The sequence below is a fragment of the Micromonospora sp. C97 genome, assembly GCF_018070385.1.
GTDB lineage: Bacteria > Actinomycetota > Actinomycetes > Mycobacteriales > Micromonosporaceae > Micromonospora > Micromonospora parva.
Genome location: NZ_JAGPXU010000028.1, coordinates 19,278 through 39,473 on the forward strand (window position 1 = coordinate 19,278; position 20,196 = coordinate 39,473).

The following is a 20,196-nucleotide window of genomic DNA, read 5'->3' on the forward strand; positions in this document are numbered from 1 at the left end:
CTCCGACCGTCAAGTTTGGCAGGTCATCACGGCCGGGTCCACTTGAGGCCGGTCGAGGCACCACCCCGTACGGTGCCCGTGTGACTGACTTTCGCATCAGCTACGGCACCCCCGTCGCCGAAGCCCTGCGCGACGGCCGGCCCGTCGTCGCCCTGGAGAGCACCATCGTCTCGCACGGCCTGCCCCGGCCGGAGAATCTGCGGGTGGCCCGGGAGATCGAGCAGACCGTTCGGGACGCCGGGGCCGTTCCGGCCACGATCGGGATGATCGCCGGCGAGCTGGTGGTCGGCCTGGACGACGCGCAGCTGACCCGGCTGGCCACTGTCGACGGCGTGACCAAGCTCTCCGTCCGCGACCTCGCGGTGGCCGCCGCGACCGGTGCTGACGGCGCGACAACGGTGGCCGCGACCAGCGCGGTGGCCGCCGCCGCCGGCATCGGCGTGTTCGCCACCGGCGGGCTGGGTGGGGTGCACCGGGAGGCCGCGCACACCTTCGACGAGTCGGCGGACCTGGTCACCCTGGCGCAGACCCCGATCGCCGTGGTCTGCGCCGGGGTCAAGTCGATCCTCGACGTGGGCGCGACGCTGGAGCGCCTGGAGACCCTCGGGGTAGCGGTGGTCGGTTACCGCACCCGCCGGTTCCCCGGCTTCTACCTCACCGACGCCGGCTTCGACCTGGACTGGTCGGTGGACTCGCCGGAGCAGGTCGCCGCCGTGCTCGCCGCCCGCGACGGGCACGCCGTGCACACCGGCGGGCTGCTCATCGCCAACCCGCTGCCGGTCGATGAGCAACTCGACCCGGAGCTGCACGACCGGACGCTCACCGAGGGTCTGGCCCTGCTGGAGCGCGACGGGATCACCGGCAAGGCCGTCACGCCGTACCTGCTCGCGCACTTCCACTCGTCGACCGAGGGCGCGAGCCTGGCGGTGAACGTGCGGATCATCCTGCGCAACGCCGACCTGGCCGCGCGGATCGCGGTCGCCTCGGCGGCCCGCAGCACCGCCGTCCCGGCATGACCCGACCGGCCCGGGTGCTCGTCGTCGGGGACGTGATCACCGATGTGGTCGCCGTGCTGTCCGGGCCGCTCGCGGCCGGTTCGGACACCGGGGCCGAGATCAGTCTCGGCGGTGGCGGGCAGGCGGCCAACACCGCCGCCTGGGTCGCCGCGCAGCGGGTGGACGTCACGCTCGTCGGCGCTGTCGGCGACGACGACGCCGGGCGGGACCGGGTGGCCGAGCTCGACCGGGCGGGCGTCGACTGCGCGATCGAGCGGGTCGAAGGGGTTCCGACCGGCACGGTCATCGTGTTGGCCTCCGACGACGAGCGCACCATGGTCAGCCAGCGGGGCGCGAACCTGCGGTTGAGCGCCGCGCACGTCGAGCGGGCCCTCGCGGCGGCGCCCGACGCGGGGCATCTGCACCTGTCCGCGTACACCCTGCTGGACGCCGAGTCGCGCGGCGCCGGGCTGCGGGCGTTGGCCGCCGCCCGCGAGCGCGGGCTCACCATCAGCGTCGACGCGGCCTCCGCGGCGCCGTTACGGCGGGTCGGTGCGGCGGCGTTCCTGAGTTGGGTACGCGACATCGACCTGCTCCTGGTCAACGCGGACGAGGCCACCGTGCTGGCCGGCGGGCTGGAACCGGCGGCGCAGGGGCGGGTGCTGTCGGCGACGGCTCGGCGGGTGGTGGTGAAGGGCGGCGCGGCCGGCGCGGTCTGGGTCGACCGCACCACGCCGGTCTGTGTGGCGCCGGCCCGTCGGGTGGCGGTGGTGGACGTCACGGGCGCGGGCGACGCCTTCGCGGCCGGTCTGCTCACCGCGTGGCTCGCGGGCGCCACCCCGGCGGCGGCGTTGAGCCGTGCCACCGATCTGGGCGCGCTGGCCGTCTCCACAGCCGGCGCCCGGCCACAGGCCTAACGGCCGGCGCGCGGCCACCGGCGTGGTACGGCCCGGACCGGGCGAACCCTGGCCCGCTCGCGGGTCAGGGTTCGACGTCGATGACCTTGTGCGGGCGCTCCTCGGCGGTGAGGCTCATCGGCGGGGTGTCGTCCTGCTGGCGGGGGTGGAACCGGTTGGCCAACCGGTGCTCTTCCTTCGGCGGCCGGTCGTTGGCCAGCAGCACGGCCAGCCAGGGGATGAGCACCATGCCGAGGCCGCACAGCGGCAGCCAGAGCCAGAGCAGTGGGGCGTTCGCACCGACCAGGATCGCGCCGACGATGATGCACAGCACCCGGATGCCCATCATGAGGACATAGCGGCGCTGGCGACTGTTGAGCTGATCGTCCTGGCTGCGCGAGGCGTCGGTGATCAGAATCGGCTGGTACGCCTGACGCTTCACCATGGACCTCCTCGAGGGGGTTACGCCTCATCCTGTCACCGCAGGCCCGTGATCAGCGAACTTCGAGTCATCCCGTCGCGTGTTACGTGCGTGGTACGCTCCCGGCGTGGGCAGCAGGTTCAGCTTCACCGACGAGGCGTTGGCCAACCTGAGGGTCTACGACGTCACACCCGGGGAAGTCTGGGAGGCGCTGCACAGCGCCCGACGGGTCATCCGCCATCTGGGTGACGACGTGATGGTGGTCTACGCCGCCGCCCGCCGGGGCCGCCGACTGGCCGTGCTGCTCGCCGAAGCCGATGGCACCGACAACGACTGGGACATCCTCTCCGCCCGCGAGCTGAGCGACGTCGAGTCCAAGCGCTACGACGAGGCCGTACGGAGAGACCGCCGATGAGGGGGGCCGTGACGATGCACCGTAACGACGCGACCAAGCAGTTCCACGGCGGCGATGACCGGATCGCCGACCTGATCGACGAGAGCCCGGCGGTGGACCTGCCCACCCCCGACACCGACGTGCCGATGGTGAGCCGCTCGGTGCGGCTGCCGCTCGACACCTACGAGCGGGTCCGCGCCGCCGCCGACGCCCGGGGCATCGGGGTCACCACGCTGATGCGCCAGTGGATCGAGGCCGGCCTGGCCGACCTGGACGACTCGGCGACCGTCTCGCTGGCCGACGTCCGGCGCGCGCTGGCCTCGCTGGCGCACCCCACCGCAGCCTGAGGGTCATCCCCCCGCAGCCTTGGCCGCCGCCTTCATCTGCTGCTTGAACTCCCGCACCCGGCGCAGCGAGTCGGCGTCGGTGACGTCGGCCACCGACCGGTACGCGCCCGGGTCGCCGTAGTCCCCGGCCGCCTTCCGCCAGTCCTGCGGGGTCACCCCGAACCGCTTGCCGAGCAGGGCCACGAAGATCTGCGCCTTCTGCTTGCCGAAGCCGGGCAGCGCGGCGACCCGGCGCAGCAGCTCCGGCCCGTCCGCGACCTCCGCCCAGAGCAGCGCCGCGTCACCGTCGTAGCGCTCCACCAGCACCCGGCAGACCTCCTGCACCCGAGCCGCCATGGCCTTCGGGAACCGGTGCAGCGCGGGCGGCTGGGCGAAGAGCGCGACCAGCGCCTCCGGGTCGTACCCGGCCAGCTCCGCCGCGTCCAGGTCGTGACCGAGCCGCTGCGCCAGCACGTACGGCGAGGAGAACGCCTTCTCCATCGAGACTTGTTGATCAAGGACCATGCCGACCAGCAGGGCCAGCGGGCTGCGCTCCAGCAGCCGGTTGGCCTCCGGGTCGATGGGCAGTACGAGCGTCATGCGGTCCATCCTGCCCGGCGCACCGATCCGGGTGGACACCGACGCTCCGACAGCTACCGGCGGGTGACGCTGACCCGGGACGCAACGGGAGGCAGGATGTCGGGGTGGACGAACACGACATGCTGCTCTCCCCCGCCGGCGTCGACGCGCTGCGGACCGCGCTGACCCGGACCGGTTTCACCAGCCACGGCATCGCCGAGCGCCTGGGCGCCCAGGCGACCGCAGCGGTGGCCCGCAACGACTACCGGGCCGCGCTGCGCGCCACCGAGGACGGCGACCCGCTGGGCACCCTGATCCGGGTGTTCATCTGCGACCAGACCGAGCCGGAAGCGCAGGTGGCCGCCGCACTGGCGCCGCTGAGCCTGGAGGAAGCGCTGGCCGGCGGGCTGGTCGAGCGGTACGGCGACGGCCTGCGCGCCGGCGTCGACCTGGAGCCGTACGGCGACGACTGGTGGGTGCTCGCCGACGTGCCGGCCAGTGCCCGACCGGGTCGCCCGTTGCACGCCGAGCACGTGCTCGGCATCGGCGGGGCCACCCACACCCTGATCGGGGCGACCATCCGCCGGCCGGTGGGCAGCGCGCTGGACCTCGGCACCGGCTCCGGCGTCCAGGCCCTGCACCTGGCCACCCACGCCGACTCGGTGACCGCCACCGACCTCTCGGAGCGGGCACTGCGCTTCGCGGCGACCACCGCCGCCCTCAACGGTCAGGACTGGGAGCTGCTGCGCGGCGACCTGGTCGCCCCGGTTGCCGGCCGGCGCTTCGACCTGGTGGTGAGCAACCCGCCGTTCGTGGTCGGCCCGGGCACCACCACGCACGTCTACCGTGACTCCGGCCGGGTCGGTGACGCGATCGGCGCGGAGCTGGCCGCCGCCGCCCCGGGCCTGCTCACCGAGGGCGGCACCATGCAGTACCTGGCGAACTGGGTGCACGTCGCCGGCGAGGAGTGGGACGAACGGGTCGCCGGCTGGTTCTCCGGGACCGGCCTGGACGCCTGGGTCATCCAGCGCGAGGTGGCCGACCCGATGGCGTACGTCGACCTGTGGCTCACCGACGCCGGCGAGGCCACCGACCCGCAGCGGATGGCCGCCTGGCTCGACTGGTTCGACGCGCACAAGGTGGAGGGGATCGGCTTCGGCATCGTGTCGCTGCGGCGGGGTGGGCACGCCGATCCGGTGGTCCGGGTGGAGGACCTGCGCCAGCGGGTGCAGCCGCCGTTGGGCGACCAGGTGGCCGCCTGGTTCGACCGCCAGGACTTTCTGCGGGTACGCGACACCGAAGCGCTGCTCGCCGAGCGCTACCGGGCCGCCGAGGGCCTCCAACTGCGCCAGGAGGCCACCATGGGCGACGAGAGCTGGGGGGTGGACCGACAGGTCCTCGCGATGCCGCACGGCCTGCGCTGGACCGAGGAAATCGACCCGCTGGTGCTGGCCCTGGTCGGTGGCGCCGACGGCCGCCTACCGCTGCGCGACCAGCTCGCCCTGCTCGCCGCCGCACACGACGTGGAGCCCGACGAGATGGCCGAGGCCGCCGGCCCGATCGTGGCGCACCTGGTGGAGCGGGGCTTCATTGAGCCGGTGAGCGCCTGATGCGCGCGGTGGTGCAGACCGTCGGGCAGGCCAGCGTGACGGTGGACGGCGAGGTGGTCGGCGCGATCGAGAACGGTCTGCTGGTGCTGCTCGGGGTGACCCACACCGACACCGAGCAGACCGCCCAGACGATGGCCCGCAAGGTGCACGAGGTGCGCATCCTGGACGGTGAACGGTCCGCCGCCGACACCGGCGCGCCGATCCTGGTGGTCAGCCAGTTCACCCTCTACGGCGACGTCCGCAAGGGCCGCCGCCCGAGCTGGACCGCCGCCGCCCCCGCCGAGGTGGCCGAACCGCTGGTCACGGCGGTCGTGGAGGCGTTACGGCAACGCGGCGCCAAGGTGGAGACCGGCCGCTTCCGCACCCACATGCTGGTCGAGAGCACCAACATAGGCCCCCAAACCCTCCTCCTGGACCTCTGACCCGCACCCCACCCTCAGCCCGCCGAGCCCGGTGATCAAGAGGTTTGCGTCAAACCACGGGCAAAATCTGACGCAAACCTCTTGATCACCGCAGAGAAGCGGCCGGGAGGGGGTGGGTTGGGGTTATGAGAAGAGGCCTCGGCGGGTCAGGGACTGGCGGAGCCAGTTGTCGAGCTCGGCGGTCCAGTCGGTGCGGTCGGCGGTGGCGTGGTCGACAGTGAACCGGCCGAACGCGTCGCGGCCCTCGGTGAAGACACCGCCGCGCTTGTCGACCTCCAGCACCACCTGCATCTGCTGCGCGTCGGCGATGAAGGTGACCTCCAACTGGTTGATCGAGCGGGCGTACTGCGGCGCAGGATTGAACTCGATCTCCTGGTAGAACGGCAACGTCTGGCGTACGCCGTAGATGTGACCACGCTCCACATCGGCGCGGGCGAACCGGAAGCCCAGTCGCAGCAGCGCGTCCAGCAGTCGCTCCTGTGCCGGCAGCGGGTGCACCACCACGGCGTCCAGGTCACCCTTGTCGACCGCGCGGGCGACCTCCAGCTCCGTCCGCAGGCCCATCGTCATCCCGTATAGGTGCTGTCCGTACAGCTCGGTGACCGGTGTCTCCCACGGCACGTCGAACCGGAACGGGATGTCGTAGCGCTGCCCCGGCTCCAGCCGGAACGCGCCGGTGACCTGCTGGCGGTGGAACTCCTGACTGGTGTCGTAGTCGTTGTCGCCGCTCTCGACCTCGACCCGGGTGACCAGGCCGAGGGTGACGTGGTCGATGTCGACCTGATGGTCACCGCCGAGCACCTGGATGCGGCCCTCCAGCTGGCCGCCGGGGCGGCAGTTCGGGTTGGCCAGCACCGTCTCCACCGACGGACCGCCGACGCCCATCGCCTTCATGAGCCGCTTGAAGACCACACCGTCCTCCTCTGTCGTTCTCGGCCGACCTAAGGTGGCCGGCCGTCCGCAACGTAGCCGGGCCGGGCAACCACACAGCGGGACGACACACCGCACCAGCGATCCGACCCAATTCCTGTCGGGTGCCCGATCGCCTCACTCCCGTTTTACGCCCCGCCCGCCAAGCTGTTGTCACACCGGCACCACTGGGCCGGGCACACGGCACAGATGTGGAAACGGGGAGACAGAGATGGTCCTGCAGATGACGGAACACCGGACGCGCCCGACCACCACGATCGACACTGACGGGGCCCCCGAGACCCTTGCCGACCTGGACGCCACCGACGAGCGCGGCATCTCCACCGACCTGGTCCGGGCCTACCTCAACGGGATCGGCCGGACCAAGCTGCTGACCGCCGCGCAGGAGGTCGACCTGGCCCGGCGCATCGAGGCCGGCCTGTTCGCCGACGAGAAGCTCGCCACCTGCATCCCCGTCTCCGCGGAGCTGCGAGCCGACCTGGAGCTGATCGTCGCGGAGGGTCGGGCGGCCAAGGACCACCTGTTGGAGGCGAACCTGCGGCTGGTGGTCAGCATCGCCAAGCGCTACACCGGCCGGGGCATGGCGTTTCTCGACCTGATCCAGGAGGGCAACCTCGGCCTGATCCGGGCGGTCGAGAAGTTCGACTACGCCAAGGGCTACAAGTTCTCCACGTACGCCACCTGGTGGATCCGACAGGCCATCACCCGAGCAATGGCCGACCAGGCCCGCACCATCCGCATCCCGGTGCACATGGTCGAGCAGGTCAACCGGATGGTCCGGGCCCGCCGCGAACTGGCGGTGACGCTGGGCCGCGAACCGACGGTCGCCGAGGTCGCCCGGGCGCTGGAGATCCCCGAGATCCAGGTCATCGAGCTGATCTCCTACGACCGGGAGCCGGTCAGCCTGGACCAGGCCGTCGGCGACGACGGTGAGAGCGCCCTCGGCGACTTCGTGGCCTCGGTGGACCCGCGCACCGAGCCGGGCGACGCCGCCGCCCAGGGTGAGCTGCGCAACGAGGTCAGCATCGTGCTCTCCACCCTGTCCCAGCGGGAGCAGGCGGTCATCCGCCTCCGGTTCGGCCTGGACGACGGCCGGCAGCGCACCCTGGACGAGGTGGGCCGCGAGTTCGGCCTGTCCCGGGAGCGGATCCGCCAGATCGAGAAGGTCACGCTGCTGAAGCTGCGCGCCCCGGAGCGGGCTCAGCGCCTGGAGGCGTACGCCTGCTGACGCACCCGGTTCCCACGAAAGGCCCCGGCGGTTCGCCGGGGCCTTTCGTGCTGTCGGGGTGTTTGACTGGGACACCGATCCGCGACCGACGAGGCGAGGAGAGCAACGATGAACTGGACGCTTGAAGTGGTGATCGTGCCGGTCTCCGATGTGGACCGGGCGAAGAAGTTCTACGCCGGCCAGCTCGGCTTCACGGTGGACCACGACACGGTGATCAGCGACGAGGCGCGCATCGTCCAGTTGACCCCGCCCGGCTCCGGCTGCTCGATCGTGATCGGTAAGGGTGTCGTCCCGGAGATGCCGCCCGGCTCACTCAAGGGCCTGCAACTGGTGGTGCCCGACCTGCGGCGGGCCCACGAGGAACTGCTCGGGCGAGGTGTGGAGGTCAGCGACATCCAGGTGGTCGGTCAGAACCCCCGGCCGGTCCCGGACCCACTGGACAATGTCGGCTTCGTCTTCTTCGCCGACCCGGACGGCAACACCTGGGGCGTCCAGCAGATCTCCAGCCGCGCCTGAGCGGGCACGCTCACAGGCGGCGGGGGCCGGTGTCCGGGCGGGCGACCACGCCACCCACCCTTAGCTGGGCGTGCAGGACCGAGAGGCCGTCCGGGCGGGCGAGCACCGGGTTGAGGGTCAGCGACCGCACCCGGGGCTGCTCGTCGGCGAGCTGACCCACCCGCAGCAGCAGGTCGACCAGGGCCGCCCGGTCGACCGGCGCGGCCCCCCGGTGCCCGCGCAGCAGCGGCGCGGCCCGGGGTTCGTCGACCAGCTCGGCCGCGTCCCGGTCGGTCAGCGGCACCGCCCGCCAGGCCCGATCGCCGAGCAGTTCGGTGGCGACCCCACCGAGGCCGAACCCGACCACCGGCCCGAACGCCGGATCTTCCACCACCTCCACCACGCAGGCCACCCCGGGCGCGACCATCGGCTGGACCAGCGCGTCCGCGCCGAAGGTCGCCGCCAGGTCGGCGTACGCGCGACGGAGGGTCGGCTCGTCGGGCAGGTCGAGCCGGACCGCGCCGAGGTCCAGCCGGTGCCGCAGCCCGGGGGCGGCCGCCTTGAGCGCCACCGGGAAGCCCAGCCGCGCCGCCGCGTCGACCGCCGCGTCGACCGAGTCGACGGACACCGAGGCCACCACGTCGATGCCGTACGCGGCCAGCAGCGCACCCGCGTCGGCGGCGTCGGCCCGCAGAGCGGCCTGCGCGGCGGCGCGGTCGAGGTCGGGCAGCTCCGGCGTCACCCCGGGCGGGCGACGAAGCCACTCGGCGTACCGGTGCGCGCGGGCGAGCGCGCGGACCGCCTCCTCCACGCCGCCGTACGCCGGCACCCCCGGCGGCAGCCGCCCGACCAGGAACGTCGCCACTGTCGGCTTGCCCAGCGCGAGGGCGTCCGGCAGTGCGGCTGTCACGTCGGCGTCCACAGCGGTGAGCTGGCCGGGAAGCGGCGGGGCGAAGACCACCACCAGGGCGTCCACCCGGTCGTCGGCGGCCGTCTCGGCGAGCGCGGCGGCGAACTCGGCGGCACCCGCGCTCGGCCCCACGTCGCGGGGGTAGCCGTCGGCGACGGTGAGGCCCTGCCCGACACAGGCGGTCGCGGCCAGCCCGGTGAGGGCGGAGGAGTTGCCGACCACACCGACCCGGCCGCCGGCCGGCAACGGCTGGTTGGCGAGCAGCACACCCACGTCGAGCAGCTCCGGCACGGTGTCCACCCGGATCACCCCGGACTGGGCGAAGAGCGCTGCCACCGCCACCTCGTCCGGCCCGGCGGCGTCGCCGACCCCGGGCGGGCGGGCCGGCGAGGCGAGCGCGACGACCGGTTTGGCGCGGCCGATCCGTCGGGCCAGCCGGGCGAACTTGCGGGGGTTTCCGAAGGTCTCCAGGTAGAGCATGATCACGTCGGTGCCGGTGTCGTCCTGCCAGTACTGCAGGAGGTCGTTGCCGGAGACGTCGGCCCGGTTGCCGGCCGAGACGAAGCTGGACAGCCCGAGGCCGCGCCGGTCCGCCTCGGCGAGCAACGCCACCCCGAACGCACCGGACTGGCTGAAGATGCCGACCCGACCGGCCGGCGGCAACGCCGGGGCGAGAGTGGCGTTGAGGCGTACCGTCGGGTCGGTGTTGGCCACGCCGAGACAGTTCGGGCCGACGACCCGCATGCCGGCGGCGTGCGCCGCGCGGACCAGCGCGCGCTGCGTGGCCGCGCCCTCCGGGCCGGCCTCGGCGAAGCCGGCCGAGATGACCACCAGGCCGTGCACCCCTGCGGCGGCGGCGTCGGCGACCACCGCTGTCGCCGCCTCCGGCGGGACCGCCACCACCGCCAGGTCCACCGGGACGCCCGCGTCCACCGCTGAGGGGTACGCGGGAAGGCCCGCCACTGTCGACGCGCTCGGATGCACCGGCACCACCGCACCGGTGAACCCGCCGTCGCGCAGGTGCCCGAGCACCGCCGCGCCGACGCCCTGACCGGTGGCGCTGGCCCCGTAGACGACGATGCCGCGCGGGGCGAGCAGTCGGGCGATCGATCGGGCCTCGGTGCGGTGTTCCCGGCCGCGCTGCACCTCCAGGCTGGCCTCGGTGGGCGCGATGGGGAAGCTCAGGTGGACCACGCCGTCGGCGTACTCGCGCTGGACCTGGTAGCCGAAGTCGGCGAAGACCCGCAGCATCGTCCCGTTGGCCGGCAGCACCTCCGCGACGAAGCTCATGATGCCGTTGCGGCGGGCCGCGTCAGCCAGGTGCTCCATCAGCACCGAGCCGATGCCGCGACCCTGGTAGGCGTCCTCCACCACGAAGGCCACCTCCGCCTCGGGAGCCTGCGGGCCGAGGCGCTCGTACCGGCCCACAGCGACGATCTGGTCGGCGGCCAGCACCACGAACGCCTCCCGGTCGTGGTGGTCGACGGTGACGAAACGGATCAGATCCCGCTCCGGGATGCGCGGGTACGGCGAGAAGTACCGCAGGTAGCGGGTGCGCTCGGAGAACCGGCTGTGCATCGCCACGATGCCGGGCGCGTCAGCTGGCTCGATCGGTCGCAACTGGACGGTGCTGCCGTCGCTGAGCAGCACGTCGACCGGATGGCCCACGGTCGTCACCGGAACAGCCCTCCCCCGGCCCGGCTCAGTCCCGCGGATCGTGCGGGTCGAGCCCGAGCAACGGGAAGACCGTCTTGCGGGTGGCCGCGATCGCCCGGTCCACCGCGTTCGGCTCGCCGGTCGGCTGCCACGGCTCGTACGACGGGTCGGCGTCGTCGGTCATCCGCAGCGGCACCTCCCGACCCAGCTGCCGGGAGGCGACCAGGTCCCGCCACGCGGGTGGGGTGAGGGTGGCCGGGTCGATCGGATCACCGGTGGCCACCGCCAACAGGTGGGTCCAGGCCCGGGGCACCACCTCGACGAGGGCGTACCCGCCGCCGCCGGTGGCCACCCACCGGCCGTCACACAACTCGTCGGCCAGCGCCCGCATCGCCAGGTAGGTGGCCCGCTGCCCGTCGACAGTCAGGTTCAGGTCGGCGAGCGGATCCAGTCGGTGCCCGTCGGCGCCGCACTGACTGACCAGCACCTGCGGGCGGAACGCGCGCAGCACCGACGGCACGATCGCGTGGAACGCGCGCTGCCAGCCGCTGTCGTCGACACCCGGCGGCAACGGCATGTTGACAGCGGTGCCCTGCGCGCCCGGCCCACCCGTCTCGTCCGGGAAACCCGTGCCCGGGAAAAGGGCCAACGGGGTCTCGTGCACGCTGACCGTGAGCACCCGCGGGTCGTTCCAGAAGATCTGCTGCACGCCGTCGCCGTGGTGCACGTCGACGTCCACGTACGCGACCCGCTCGGCGCCCAGGTCGAGCAGCCGGGCGATGGCCACCGCCGGGTCGTTGTAGACGCAGAAGCCGGCGGCGCGGGCGCGCATCGCGTGGTGCAGCCCGCCGGCCACGTTCACCGCCCGGCGGGCGTCGCCGCGCCAGACCGCCTCGGCGGCGGCCACCGTCGCGCCGGCGATGAGCGCGCTGGACTCGTGCATCGCCTCGAAGACCGGGTTGTCGGAGGTGCCCAGCCCGTAACCGGCGAAGAGCGGGTCACGCGGCGCGTTGCGTACCGCGGCGAGGTAGGCCGGCTCGTGCACCCGGGTGAGCAGTGCGTCGTCGGCGGGCTCCGGCTTGACCACCCGCACCCCTGGCCGATTCAGGATGCCCAGCTCGCGGGCGAGCGCGAAGGTCAGTTCCACCCGGACCGGGTCGAGCGGATGGTCACCCATGTCGTAGGCGAGCAGCGACTCGTCCCACACCACCACCGTGTCGTCGGACATGAGCCCATCGTCGCACGAGGACGGGCGCCGGCCCACCGCACGCGCTGGTCAGTGGCCTGGTGTCGACCCGGAGGCGACCGGCCGGGCCGGGTCGGCCACCCAGTTGCTCCACGATCCAACGTAGAGCGCGGCGTCCGTGCGACCGGCCAGGTGCAACGCGAGCACCGCCTGCGCGGCGGTCACCCCCGAGCCGCAGTACGCCCCGACGGCCCGCCCCCCGGTCACCCCGGCTTCGGCGAACCGCTCGCTCAACACCTCGGCGGCCGGGAAGCGGCCGTCCGGCCCGACGTACTCCCCGGCGGGCAGGTTCGCCGCCCCCGGCACGTGCCCGGCCACCGGGTCGATCGGTTCGACCTCGCCCCGGTAACGCGGCGCCGCCCGTACGTCGAGCAGCACGGCGTCGTCAGCGGCGGCCAGCGCGGCGGCCTGTCCGGCGTCCAGCACCGGGAGCTCACCGGGGCGCACCACGACGTCACCGGGGCGTGCGGCGGGCGCGTTGGTGGAGACGGGCCGGCCGGCGGCGACCCAGGCCGGGTAGCCGCCGTGCAGCAGGCGCACCGAACGGTGCCCCGCCCAGCGCAGCGTCCACCAGGCCCGCGCGGCCGCCAGGCCGTCGCCGCCGTCGTACACCACCACGGGGTGACCGGCGCGGACGCCGGCGGCCCGCAGCGCCGCCTGCAACGCGGCCGGGTCGGGCAGCGGGTGCCGACCGCCGGCGCCGGGGGGCCCGCAGAGCGCGGTGTCCAGGTCGACGAAGACCGCCCCGGGCAGGTGGCCGGCGAGGTAGTCGTCGCGGCCGGGCGGGCCGACGAGCCGCCAGCGCACGTCGAGCAGGGTGGGCGGATCGGCCTGGTCGAGCTCGGCGACGAGGGTGTCGACCTCGACCAACGGCTGCTGGGTACCGGACATGGCGACCATCCAACACCATTCGCGGAGACGGCACGCGGTTCGGCGGCGGTCGCCGGCCCGCCACCGAGGTAGCATCGTGCACCGGAGGGCCGCTGACCTTATGAAGTCTCACGACCTGGTCGACACGACCGAAATGTACCTGCGCACCATCCTTGAACTGGAAGAGGAGGGGGTGCCACCGCTGCGTGCCAGGATCGCCGAAAGGCTGCAGCAGAGTGGCCCCACCGTGAGCCAGACCGTCGCCCGGATGGAGCGTGACGGCCTGCTCACCGTCGAGGGAGACCGGCACCTGACGCTCACCCCCCAGGGGCGCGGCAGCGCGGTGTCGGTGATGCGCAAGCACCGCCTCGCCGAGCTGCTGCTGGTCAACGTCATCGGGATGCCCTACGAGGAGGCCCACGAGGAGGCCTGCCGCTGGGAGCACGTGATGAGCGACGCGGTGGAGAAGCGGGTGTACGACCTGCTCAACCGGCCGACCCGTTCCCCGTACGGCAACCCGATCCCGGGGCTTCAGGAGCTGGGTTCGCCGGCGGCGGAGACCACCGAGGCCGCCGAGGGCGAGCGCAACCTGGCCTTCCCGGGCCTCTCCGGTCCGGTCGTGGTGCGCCGGATCTGCGAGAGCGTGCAGAAGGACGCCGACGTGCTGCGCCAACTGCACGCCGCCGGTGTCGACCCGGGCGCCACGGTCACGGTGGCCCAGGAGCGCGACGGGGTGTCGATCGACCGCTCCGGTGACCGGGTGCGGCTGCCCCGCGAGGTCGCCTCCCGGGTCTTCGTCGCCGCCAGCTGATCGGGCGTGGGCCCGGGCGTCACAGCGCCCGGGTGTCCACCTTCTTGGCCAGTGCGACAAGGTCGCCGGTGAGCTTCTCCACCGCCGAGCGCTCACTGCCACGGGCCGCGGTCCAGCTCACCGTGGCGAGCCGTCCGTCGCCGGCCAGCCAGCCCACCTCGGCGACGGGTCCCCGCCCGCTGGCCGCGGCGGTGGTCCGCTTGTACGCCTGCTGACCCAGCCCGGTGATCTTCGCCGCCTTGTCCGGCACCACGTCCGCGCCGAAGCTGGTCTTGTCGATCGTGGTCTCGGTCACGCTGAGGGTCAGTTCCGGCAGGGTCGCACCGGCGGCCCGGACCACACAGGTGTGGGTGTCGCCCTGTTCGCTGGACGCCGCCACGTCGAAGCGCGTCTTCACCACCTGCTCGATCACCGTGAAGTCGAGCAGTCGGCAGGCGCCGCCCGAGGAGGCCGCCGCCACGTCCACAGCGGTCGGCACCGGCGGCGGTGCCGTCACCGGTTGCGCCTCGTCGGCGCAGCCACTCACCAGCAGCCCGGCCAACCCGGCGACCACGATCCGCCCGCGCACATTCCACCCTCTCGCCGACCGACGGCGGAAGGCGCCCGCCGGTTGTCCGTCGGACACCGTACGGGGTGTCGGTGTCGCGCGGAAGCCCCCGCGGACGACTACCCGGACGGCGTGTCGTCCACGTACGGGCAGTGCCGGCAGCCGCGCCCGCAACACGTGCCACGGCGGGCCAGGAAGTCGGCGCTCAGCACGAACAATCCGCTCGCCGGGTCGAGGTAACCGGCCTCCCCGGCGGCCAGCGCGGCGGCGTGCGCGGCGAGGACCCGGGCCCGGTCGGGGTGCTCCGGCGGCAGCCGGGACGGGTGCGGCTCGGTGAGCGGCCGGTCGGCCAGGGGTCGTCGCTCTCCGGTCACCGCAGCAGTCTAGGGACGGCTACCGCCCGGCCTCCGAGCTGGATGCGCGACATGCCCGGTGTCGTCGCGGTGCGCTGTGGTTTCGTCGTACGGTCCGGGGACGATCGGTTCGACGCCCGTCGACGCATACGGAGGGGACGCGATGCGGAAGATCGTTGTGCAGATGAGCCTGTCGTTGGACGGGTTCTTCGAGGGCCCGGGGGGTGACATCGGCTGGCACCAGGTCGATGAGGAGCTGCACCAGCACTTCAACGATGTGATCGCCCCGATGGGCGGGTTCCTCAGTGGCCGGGTCAGCCACCAGTTGATGGCCGCCTACTGGCCGACCGCCGATCAGGACCCGAGCGCCAGCGGCCCGGAACGCGAGTTCGCCCGGATCTGGCGGGACATGCCGAAGATCGTCTACTCGCGCACGCTCGACCACGCCGACTGGAACGCGACGGTGGTGCGCGAGGTCGACGTCGAGCAGGTCCGCAAGCTCAAGGCTGAGCCGGGCGGCGATCTGGCCCTCGGCGGGGCCGACCTGGCCGCGACGTTCGCCCGGCACGACCTGATCGACGAGTACCGGATCTACGTCAACCCGGTGCTGGTGGGTCGGGGCCGCCGGCTCTTCCCCGACGCCGAGACTCCGGCCGCGCTGCGACTGGTGGAGAGCCGGGTCTTCGGCAACGGCGTGGTCCTCCTCCGTCACGAGCGGGCCCGCTGACCGATGATCACCACCTTCGCCGCGTCCGACGGGACCACCCTCGCGTACCGGACGGTCGGGGTGGGCGACCCGCTGGTCTGCCTGCCGGGCGGGCCGATGCGTGACTCCGCGTACCTCGGTGACCTCGGCGGTCTGGGCGCGCACCGGTCGCTGCTCGTCCTCGATCCGCGAGGCACCGGCCGCTCGGCGGTCCCGGCGGACGCCTCGACCTGCCGCTGCGACCGGATGGTCGACGATGTGGAGGCGCTGCGCGGACACCTGGGCCTCGACCGGCTGGATCTGCTCGGGCACTCCGCCGGCGCCAACCTGGCCCTGCGATACCTGACCGGGCACCCCGATCGGGTGGGCCGGCTGGCGCTGGTCGCCCCGAGCGTCCGCGCGGTCGGGCTGAAGGTGACCGCCGCGCAGCGCCGGGAGGTCACCGAGGCCCGGTCCGGCGAGCAGTGGTTTCCGGTGGCGGCCGCGGCGATGGAGGCCGTCCTCTCCGGTCGGGCCGGGCCCGACGCCAAGCAGGAGATCGCACCCTTCCTCTACGGCCGGTGGGACGCTGCGGCGCAGGCCCACCAGGCCGCTGAGGCCGGCCAGCACAACGAGGAGCTGGCGGCGATCTTCAGCTCGGACGGCGCGTTCGACCCACCGGTCACCCGTCGGGCACTCGCCGCGCACGCGGGCCCGGTGCTGCTGCTCGCCGGTGCCGTCGACCTGGCCGCGCCGCCGGGCCTGGTGGCCCGGTTCGCCGAACTGATTCCCCGCGCCACGCTGGTCGTCCAGCCGGACGCCGGGCACTATCCGTGGCTCGACGACGCCGAGGCGTTCACCGCGACGGTCGCGGCGTTCCTCGCCGGCTCGGACGGTGCTTGAGTCTCCAGCGGGGGGAGACGCGAGGGTGAGGGCATGAGCGGGGAGACACGGCACACGATCGGCGAGCTGGCGCGACGGACGGGCCTGAGCGTCAAGACCATCAGGTACTACGCCGATAGCGGGATCGTGCCGCCGACGGACCGGAGCCCGGCCGGCTACCGACGGTTCGGCCCGGCGGCCGTGGCCCGACTGGAGCTGGTCCGCACGTTGCGGGAGCTGGGCGTGGACCTGGCCACCATCCGGCGGGTGGTGAACAAGGAGGTGCCGCTGCCCGAGGTGGCCGCCGCGCACGCCGAGGCGTTGGCGGTGCAGATCCGGGTGCTGCGGCTGCGCCAGGGGGTGCTCACCGTGGCGGCGCGGCGCGGGTCCAGCGCGGCCGAGGTGGACGAGCTGCATCGGCTGGCCCAGCTCACCAGGCACGAGCGCGGGCAGCTGGTGGCGGACTTCCTGGGCGGCGTCTTCGCCGACCTCGGCGATTGGCCCGCGTCCCCGGGGGTGATCGTCTCGATGACACCGGAGCTGCCCGACGACCCCACCAGCGCGCAGATCGAGGCGTGGCTGGAGCTGGTCGAGCTGTGCCGGGACCCCGGGTTCCGGGAGCGGATGCGGCTGCTGGTACGGCAGCACGCCGCCGATCATGACGTCCCGGGACTGCCCCGCCCGGACGCCGTCGCGGTGGTCCGGGACGCGGTGGCCGCCGCCTTGACGGCCGGTCTCGACCCGACCAGCCCGGACGCCGACCCGGTGGTCGCCGCCGTCACCGGCCGGTATGCGCGCCTGCGCTGTCACCCGGACGACGCCGACCTGCGCCAGCTGTTGCTCGACCGGCTCGTTCCGGCCAACGACCCCCGCCGGGACCGCTACCTCGACCTGTTGGCGGTGCTCAACGGCTGGTCGACCGGCACGGCGACAGCGCCGGCGGTGGACTGGTTCATCCGGGCCCTGCGCGCCCGGATGCCCGAGCCGGCTCGTTGACCCGCCCGTCAGCCGAACCAGGTCATCGCCTGGCCGTGGCCTCTGGCCCAGGCCAGCGGCTTCCCGTCGAGCGCGAGAACGTTGTGCAGCGCGTCGTTCGGCGGCGCGGGCAACGCGTCGTACCGGAGCACCTCCGGCCCCTCGGCCGCCACCCAGTGCCCCGGCAGTTCGCGGACCAACCGGACGAACGCCTCCCGGCGCGGGGGCGGCACCTGGTAGAGCACTGACGTATGGAAGACCACGAGCGTCGCGTCGGCCGGTGCCCGCGCGGCCAGCGCCGGCAGGTCGTCCACCAGGTCGCCGCGGACCAGCAGCGGCGGGTCGGCCGCGGCGATCGCCGCCGCGGCGCGCAGCCGGACCCGCCGGTGGGCGTGTTCCGGCCAGATCAGGGCGTCCAACCAGGACACGTCGTCAGGGTCGGTCACGTCGAGCGGGTTGAGGTCCAGGCCGGCCCGCCACACCACCTGGGGTAGGCGTGCCGGCGGCACCAACCCGTCGGCAGCGCAGTCGAGGATCGGCTCACCGGAGCCGACCTGGTGATCGCCGTAGCGGTACCCGTACCGGTCGGGGTAGAGGCAGAGCCCGGCCGACGCGCCGACCTCCAGCAGGGCCACTGGCTGTGGCAACGCGGCGAGCAGCGGCAGCAGGACCGCGCACCGGCCCGCCTCGTTCGTCTGGGTGGCCCGGGTGAGCATCTGCGCCTCGATGGCCGGCCAGTGCGTCAGCACGTAGTCGTGGAAGGTGACCGGGTCGTCGACCGGGCCGCCGAGCCAGCGGACGACGCCGAACAGCAGGTTCGGCTGCCGTTTGGCCGGCGGTAGCCCGTCGAGCAGGGCCAGCAGGTCCTCGTCGTGGGCGACTGCCTGCGACAGGCGCTCGTACGTGGGCGACACCCCGCGCGCCTCCCGGACGGCGAAGTCGACGTACTGCTCGCTGATCGTCATGGCCCGATGATGGCACCTGCCCGATGGCCGGACCGTCCGCTGCTGCGGCGACCGCACCCGGGATGACGGCCAGCACCCGGTTCGCGGCGCTGGTCAGCGGTTCTGCCGTTCGATGCCGCGTCGGACGAGTCCGCGGATGCCGGGGAGGGTGACCGCTCGGATCGTGAGGTCGTTCATCCAGACGTGCAGCCGGCTCGGTGGCGCGTACTGGTACATGCCCCGGCGGGCGAGCGCCTGCCGCCTGGTCACCTCGGGGCGCAGGCCGGTCTCCCAGCCGGCCAGGGCGGACGGGATGTCGTCGCCGTGCCGGCGCAGGGCGGCACCGAGTTGGTCGGCGCCGGCGAGCGCCAGTCCCGCGCCGTGCCCGGCGAAGAGGGTGACGCACCAGGCCGCGTCGCCGAGCAGGACGGCGCGGCCGGTGCTCCACCGTGGGCTGTCCACCTGGCTGACCCGGTCGAAGTACGCCCCGGCCGGGTCGGTCTGGAGGTGACCGATCGCCTCGGGCACTCCCCCGGCCAGGTCTCCGAACGTCGCGCGGATCGCGTCCACCGGTCCGCGTGCCAACTCGCGAGCGGGGTCGGCGCACCGGTAGGTGAAGAAGGCCGACGAGCGGCCGGGCCCGAGGTTGACGATCGCCGCGGTGCGCCCGGGGCCGATGAAGGTCGTCGCCGACGACTCGGGCACATCCGGCACCGGGTGCGCCAGCGGGAAGGCCGCCACGACGTACGGCAGGTCGACCCGATGGTCCGGGCCGAGGATCGTCGCCCGGGTCGTGGAGTGCACGCCGTCGGCACCGACGAGCAGGTCGACGTCCTGCGTGGTGCCGTCGCTGAGGCTGATCCGCACCCGGTCGGCGGTGGCGTCGATTGTGGACACGGTGGTGCCGAAGCGGATCTCCACCTGGTCGCGTACCGCCTCGTACAGTGCGGTTTCGAGGTCGCCGCGGAACACCGTCATGGTTCGGGGACCCAGCGCCGCCTCGGCGACCGCGGCGGGCACCGTGAGCTTCGGGCGACCGTCCGCCCGGACCAGCACTGTGGTGAACGGGCCCAACGCGTGGGCGGACAGCGCCGGAACCAGCCCGAGCCGCTCGGCCGCGTCGTAGCCGGCGCCGAGCAGGTTGACCAGGTAGCCACTGCTGCGCCGGGTCGGAGATCGCTCGACGACGAGCGGATGCCACCCGTCCTGCGCCAGACGTAGGGCCGTCGCGAGACCAGCTATGCCGGCCCCGACGATCACCGCTCGTTTCATCAGCACTCCCCAAGACCAGAATGAGCATATGCTCAAACATTATGAGCAGATGCTCATACCCGCACAACCCGCCTAGACTCAGGGAATGCCACGCGGAGTTCCCATCGCTGAGCCCCGGCAGCACCTCTTCGCCGCCGCCGAGCGCCTGATCGCCGCCGCAGGTCCCGGCCAGCTCACCAGCCGAGCCGTCACCGGCGAGGCCGGCGTCGCCACCGGGCTGCTCTTCGCCCACTTCGCGAACTTCGACGACTTCCTGGTGGGTTACGCCGTCGACCGCAGCTTCCAGATCGCCGGCACCGCGGCCGGCCTTCCCGCCCGCGCCGGCACCGGCACGATCGCCGCGAACCTCAGCGCGGCGATCCTCGCGACCCCGCTGATCGTCCTGCGCGGCGTCACCCGGCTGATGGCCTGCCGGCCGGCGTTGGCCGCACAGGTCGAGGCGGTACTGGGCACCGGCAGCACCGTGCCGCAGAGCCTCGAACGCGCCGTCGTCGACTACCTGAACGCCGAACGACAGCGCGGACGGCTACCAGCGGGCGTCGACACCGAGGCGCTGGCGCTGGCCGTGGTGGGCGTGCTGCACCACGTCGCCCTCATCGACGCGACCGACGAGGTGGCGCACGCACGCATCCGGCACACCGTGACCGCGCTGGTGGAAAGCTTCCCGGCCGTCACGTCCTGAGCCCGCCCCCTGGCCCGCACCGGCCCGCCGGCACCGTAGAGTTCTGCGGCGGCCGGACCGTTGATCA

The 20,196-nt window shown here is 73.3% G+C and carries 23 protein-coding genes; 13 read left to right on the forward strand and 10 right to left on the reverse strand.

The genetic code is table 11. The features are described from left to right. Positions 1–80 precede the first annotated feature (80 nt). Both KBX26_RS26660 and KBX26_RS26665 read left to right on the forward strand, forming a co-directional pair. Positions 81–1,016: a pseudouridine-5'-phosphate glycosidase gene (locus KBX26_RS26660; RefSeq protein WP_210866653.1), complete on the forward strand. Its 936-nt coding sequence runs from the start codon at positions 81–83 to the stop codon at positions 1,014–1,016. After that, positions 1,013–1,912, forward strand: a complete 900-nt coding sequence (locus KBX26_RS26665) for a carbohydrate kinase family protein (protein ID WP_210866654.1) — start codon at positions 1,013–1,015, stop codon at positions 1,910–1,912. Before KBX26_RS26660 ends, KBX26_RS26665 begins: the two co-directional genes overlap by 4 nt. A gap of 64 nt (positions 1,913–1,976) precedes the next feature. Here KBX26_RS26665 and KBX26_RS26670 read toward each other — a convergent pair whose 3' ends face one another. After that, positions 1,977–2,336, reverse strand: coding sequence for a DUF3099 domain-containing protein (locus tag KBX26_RS26670; RefSeq protein WP_030337423.1), 360 nt, complete (start codon positions 2,334–2,336; stop codon positions 1,977–1,979). 103 nt (positions 2,337–2,439) lie between these two features. Between KBX26_RS26670 and KBX26_RS26675 the strand changes: the two genes are divergently transcribed. After that, positions 2,440–2,727 carry a hypothetical protein gene (locus KBX26_RS26675; RefSeq protein ID WP_124771959.1) on the forward strand — a complete coding sequence of 96 codons (288 nt, stop codon included), beginning with the start codon at positions 2,440–2,442 and terminating at the stop codon, positions 2,725–2,727. 14 nt (positions 2,728–2,741) lie between these two features. After that, positions 2,742–3,053, forward strand: coding sequence for a hypothetical protein (locus KBX26_RS26680; RefSeq protein ID WP_030337420.1), 312 nt, complete (start codon positions 2,742–2,744; stop codon positions 3,051–3,053). Positions 3,054–3,056: 3 nt separating this feature from the next. Here KBX26_RS26680 and KBX26_RS26685 read toward each other — a convergent pair whose 3' ends face one another. Beyond that, positions 3,057–3,641, reverse strand: a complete 585-nt coding sequence (locus KBX26_RS26685; protein WP_210866677.1) for an HhH-GPD-type base excision DNA repair protein — start codon at positions 3,639–3,641, stop codon at positions 3,057–3,059. A gap of 95 nt (positions 3,642–3,736) precedes the next feature. Between KBX26_RS26685 and KBX26_RS26690 the strand changes: the two genes are divergently transcribed. Together KBX26_RS26690 and dtd are read left to right on the forward strand one after the other, a co-directional pair. Further along, positions 3,737–5,221 (forward strand): methyltransferase, encoded by a 1,485-nt coding sequence (locus KBX26_RS26690; RefSeq protein ID WP_210866655.1) that lies wholly within the window; start codon positions 3,737–3,739, stop codon positions 5,219–5,221. Further along, on the forward strand, positions 5,221–5,643 hold the full coding sequence (dtd, locus tag KBX26_RS26695; RefSeq protein WP_030337416.1) for a D-aminoacyl-tRNA deacylase: 423 nt from the start codon (positions 5,221–5,223) through the stop codon (positions 5,641–5,643). The genes KBX26_RS26690 and dtd overlap by 1 nt, the downstream gene beginning before the upstream one ends. A 123-nt stretch (positions 5,644–5,766) precedes the next feature. Here the strand turns inward: dtd and KBX26_RS26700 are convergent, their stop codons facing one another. Further along, complete coding sequence (locus tag KBX26_RS26700) at positions 5,767–6,555, reverse strand: sporulation protein (RefSeq protein ID WP_210866656.1); 789 nt, start codon at positions 6,553–6,555, stop codon at positions 5,767–5,769. A 229-nt stretch (positions 6,556–6,784) separates the two neighbouring features. On the opposite strand from KBX26_RS26700, the gene sigB reads away from it, so the two are divergent. Continuing rightward, positions 6,785–7,801 carry an RNA polymerase sigma factor SigB gene (sigB, locus tag KBX26_RS26705; protein WP_030337412.1) on the forward strand — a complete coding sequence of 339 codons (1,017 nt, stop codon included), beginning with the start codon at positions 6,785–6,787 and terminating at the stop codon, positions 7,799–7,801. Positions 7,802–7,909: 108 nt separating this feature from the next. Further along, on the forward strand, positions 7,910–8,317 hold the full coding sequence (locus tag KBX26_RS26710; RefSeq protein WP_210866657.1) for a VOC family protein: 408 nt from the start codon (positions 7,910–7,912) through the stop codon (positions 8,315–8,317). A gap of 10 nt (positions 8,318–8,327) precedes the next feature. On the opposite strand, the gene KBX26_RS26715 is transcribed toward KBX26_RS26710, so the two are convergent. Genes KBX26_RS26715 through KBX26_RS26725 form a run of 3 tightly spaced genes read right to left on the reverse strand, consistent with a single transcriptional unit; the run spans position 8,328 to position 12,999 of the window. Next, positions 8,328–10,883 carry a bifunctional GNAT family N-acetyltransferase/acetate--CoA ligase family protein gene (locus KBX26_RS26715; protein ID WP_030337410.1) on the reverse strand — a complete coding sequence of 852 codons (2,556 nt, stop codon included), beginning with the start codon at positions 10,881–10,883 and terminating at the stop codon, positions 8,328–8,330. A 25-nt stretch (positions 10,884–10,908) separates the two neighbouring features. Then, positions 10,909–12,090, reverse strand: coding sequence for an acetoin utilization protein AcuC (locus KBX26_RS26720; protein WP_210866658.1), 1,182 nt, complete (start codon positions 12,088–12,090; stop codon positions 10,909–10,911). A gap of 48 nt (positions 12,091–12,138) precedes the next feature. Beyond that, positions 12,139–12,999, reverse strand: coding sequence for a sulfurtransferase (locus tag KBX26_RS26725; RefSeq protein WP_210866659.1), 861 nt, complete (start codon positions 12,997–12,999; stop codon positions 12,139–12,141). A 100-nt stretch (positions 13,000–13,099) separates the two neighbouring features. On the opposite strand from KBX26_RS26725, the gene KBX26_RS26730 reads away from it, so the two are divergent. Further along, positions 13,100–13,789 (forward strand): metal-dependent transcriptional regulator, encoded by a 690-nt coding sequence (locus KBX26_RS26730; protein WP_030337404.1) that lies wholly within the window; start codon positions 13,100–13,102, stop codon positions 13,787–13,789. Positions 13,790–13,808: 19 nt separating this feature from the next. On the opposite strand, the gene KBX26_RS26735 is transcribed toward KBX26_RS26730, so the two are convergent. Both KBX26_RS26735 and KBX26_RS26740 read right to left on the reverse strand, forming a co-directional pair. Then, a complete protein-coding gene (locus KBX26_RS26735) occupies positions 13,809–14,357 on the reverse strand; it encodes a hypothetical protein (RefSeq protein ID WP_030337402.1) in 549 nt (182 codons plus the stop codon). A 98-nt stretch (positions 14,358–14,455) separates the two neighbouring features. Next, positions 14,456–14,710: a DUF5522 domain-containing protein gene (locus KBX26_RS26740; protein WP_030337400.1), complete on the reverse strand. Its 255-nt coding sequence runs from the start codon at positions 14,708–14,710 to the stop codon at positions 14,456–14,458. A 142-nt stretch (positions 14,711–14,852) separates the two neighbouring features. Between KBX26_RS26740 and KBX26_RS26745 the strand changes: the two genes are divergently transcribed. The 3 genes from KBX26_RS26745 to KBX26_RS26755 are packed head-to-tail and all read left to right on the forward strand — an operon-like array spanning position 14,853 to position 17,252. Beyond that, positions 14,853–15,416 carry a dihydrofolate reductase family protein gene (locus tag KBX26_RS26745; protein ID WP_210866660.1) on the forward strand — a complete coding sequence of 188 codons (564 nt, stop codon included), beginning with the start codon at positions 14,853–14,855 and terminating at the stop codon, positions 15,414–15,416. A gap of 3 nt (positions 15,417–15,419) precedes the next feature. Then, a complete protein-coding gene (locus tag KBX26_RS26750; RefSeq protein ID WP_247681097.1) occupies positions 15,420–16,277 on the forward strand; it encodes an alpha/beta fold hydrolase in 858 nt (285 codons plus the stop codon). Between the two features lie 33 nt (positions 16,278–16,310). Further along, entirely contained in the window at positions 16,311–17,252 is a 942-nt protein-coding gene (locus KBX26_RS26755) for a MerR family transcriptional regulator (RefSeq protein WP_210861064.1), read from the forward strand. Between the two features lie 8 nt (positions 17,253–17,260). Here the strand turns inward: KBX26_RS26755 and KBX26_RS26760 are convergent, their stop codons facing one another. Further along, entirely contained in the window at positions 17,261–18,196 is a 936-nt protein-coding gene (locus KBX26_RS26760; RefSeq protein ID WP_030337396.1) for a DUF2332 domain-containing protein, read from the reverse strand. A gap of 93 nt (positions 18,197–18,289) precedes the next feature. Further along, complete coding sequence (locus KBX26_RS26765; RefSeq protein ID WP_030337395.1) at positions 18,290–19,447, reverse strand: FAD-dependent oxidoreductase; 1,158 nt, start codon at positions 19,445–19,447, stop codon at positions 18,290–18,292. An 85-nt stretch (positions 19,448–19,532) separates the two neighbouring features. Here KBX26_RS26765 and KBX26_RS26770 point away from each other — a divergent pair, with 85 nt between their 5' ends. Beyond that, positions 19,533–20,129, forward strand: coding sequence for a TetR family transcriptional regulator (locus tag KBX26_RS26770; protein WP_210866661.1), 597 nt, complete (start codon positions 19,533–19,535; stop codon positions 20,127–20,129). The last annotated feature ends 67 nt before the right edge of the window (positions 20,130–20,196 follow it).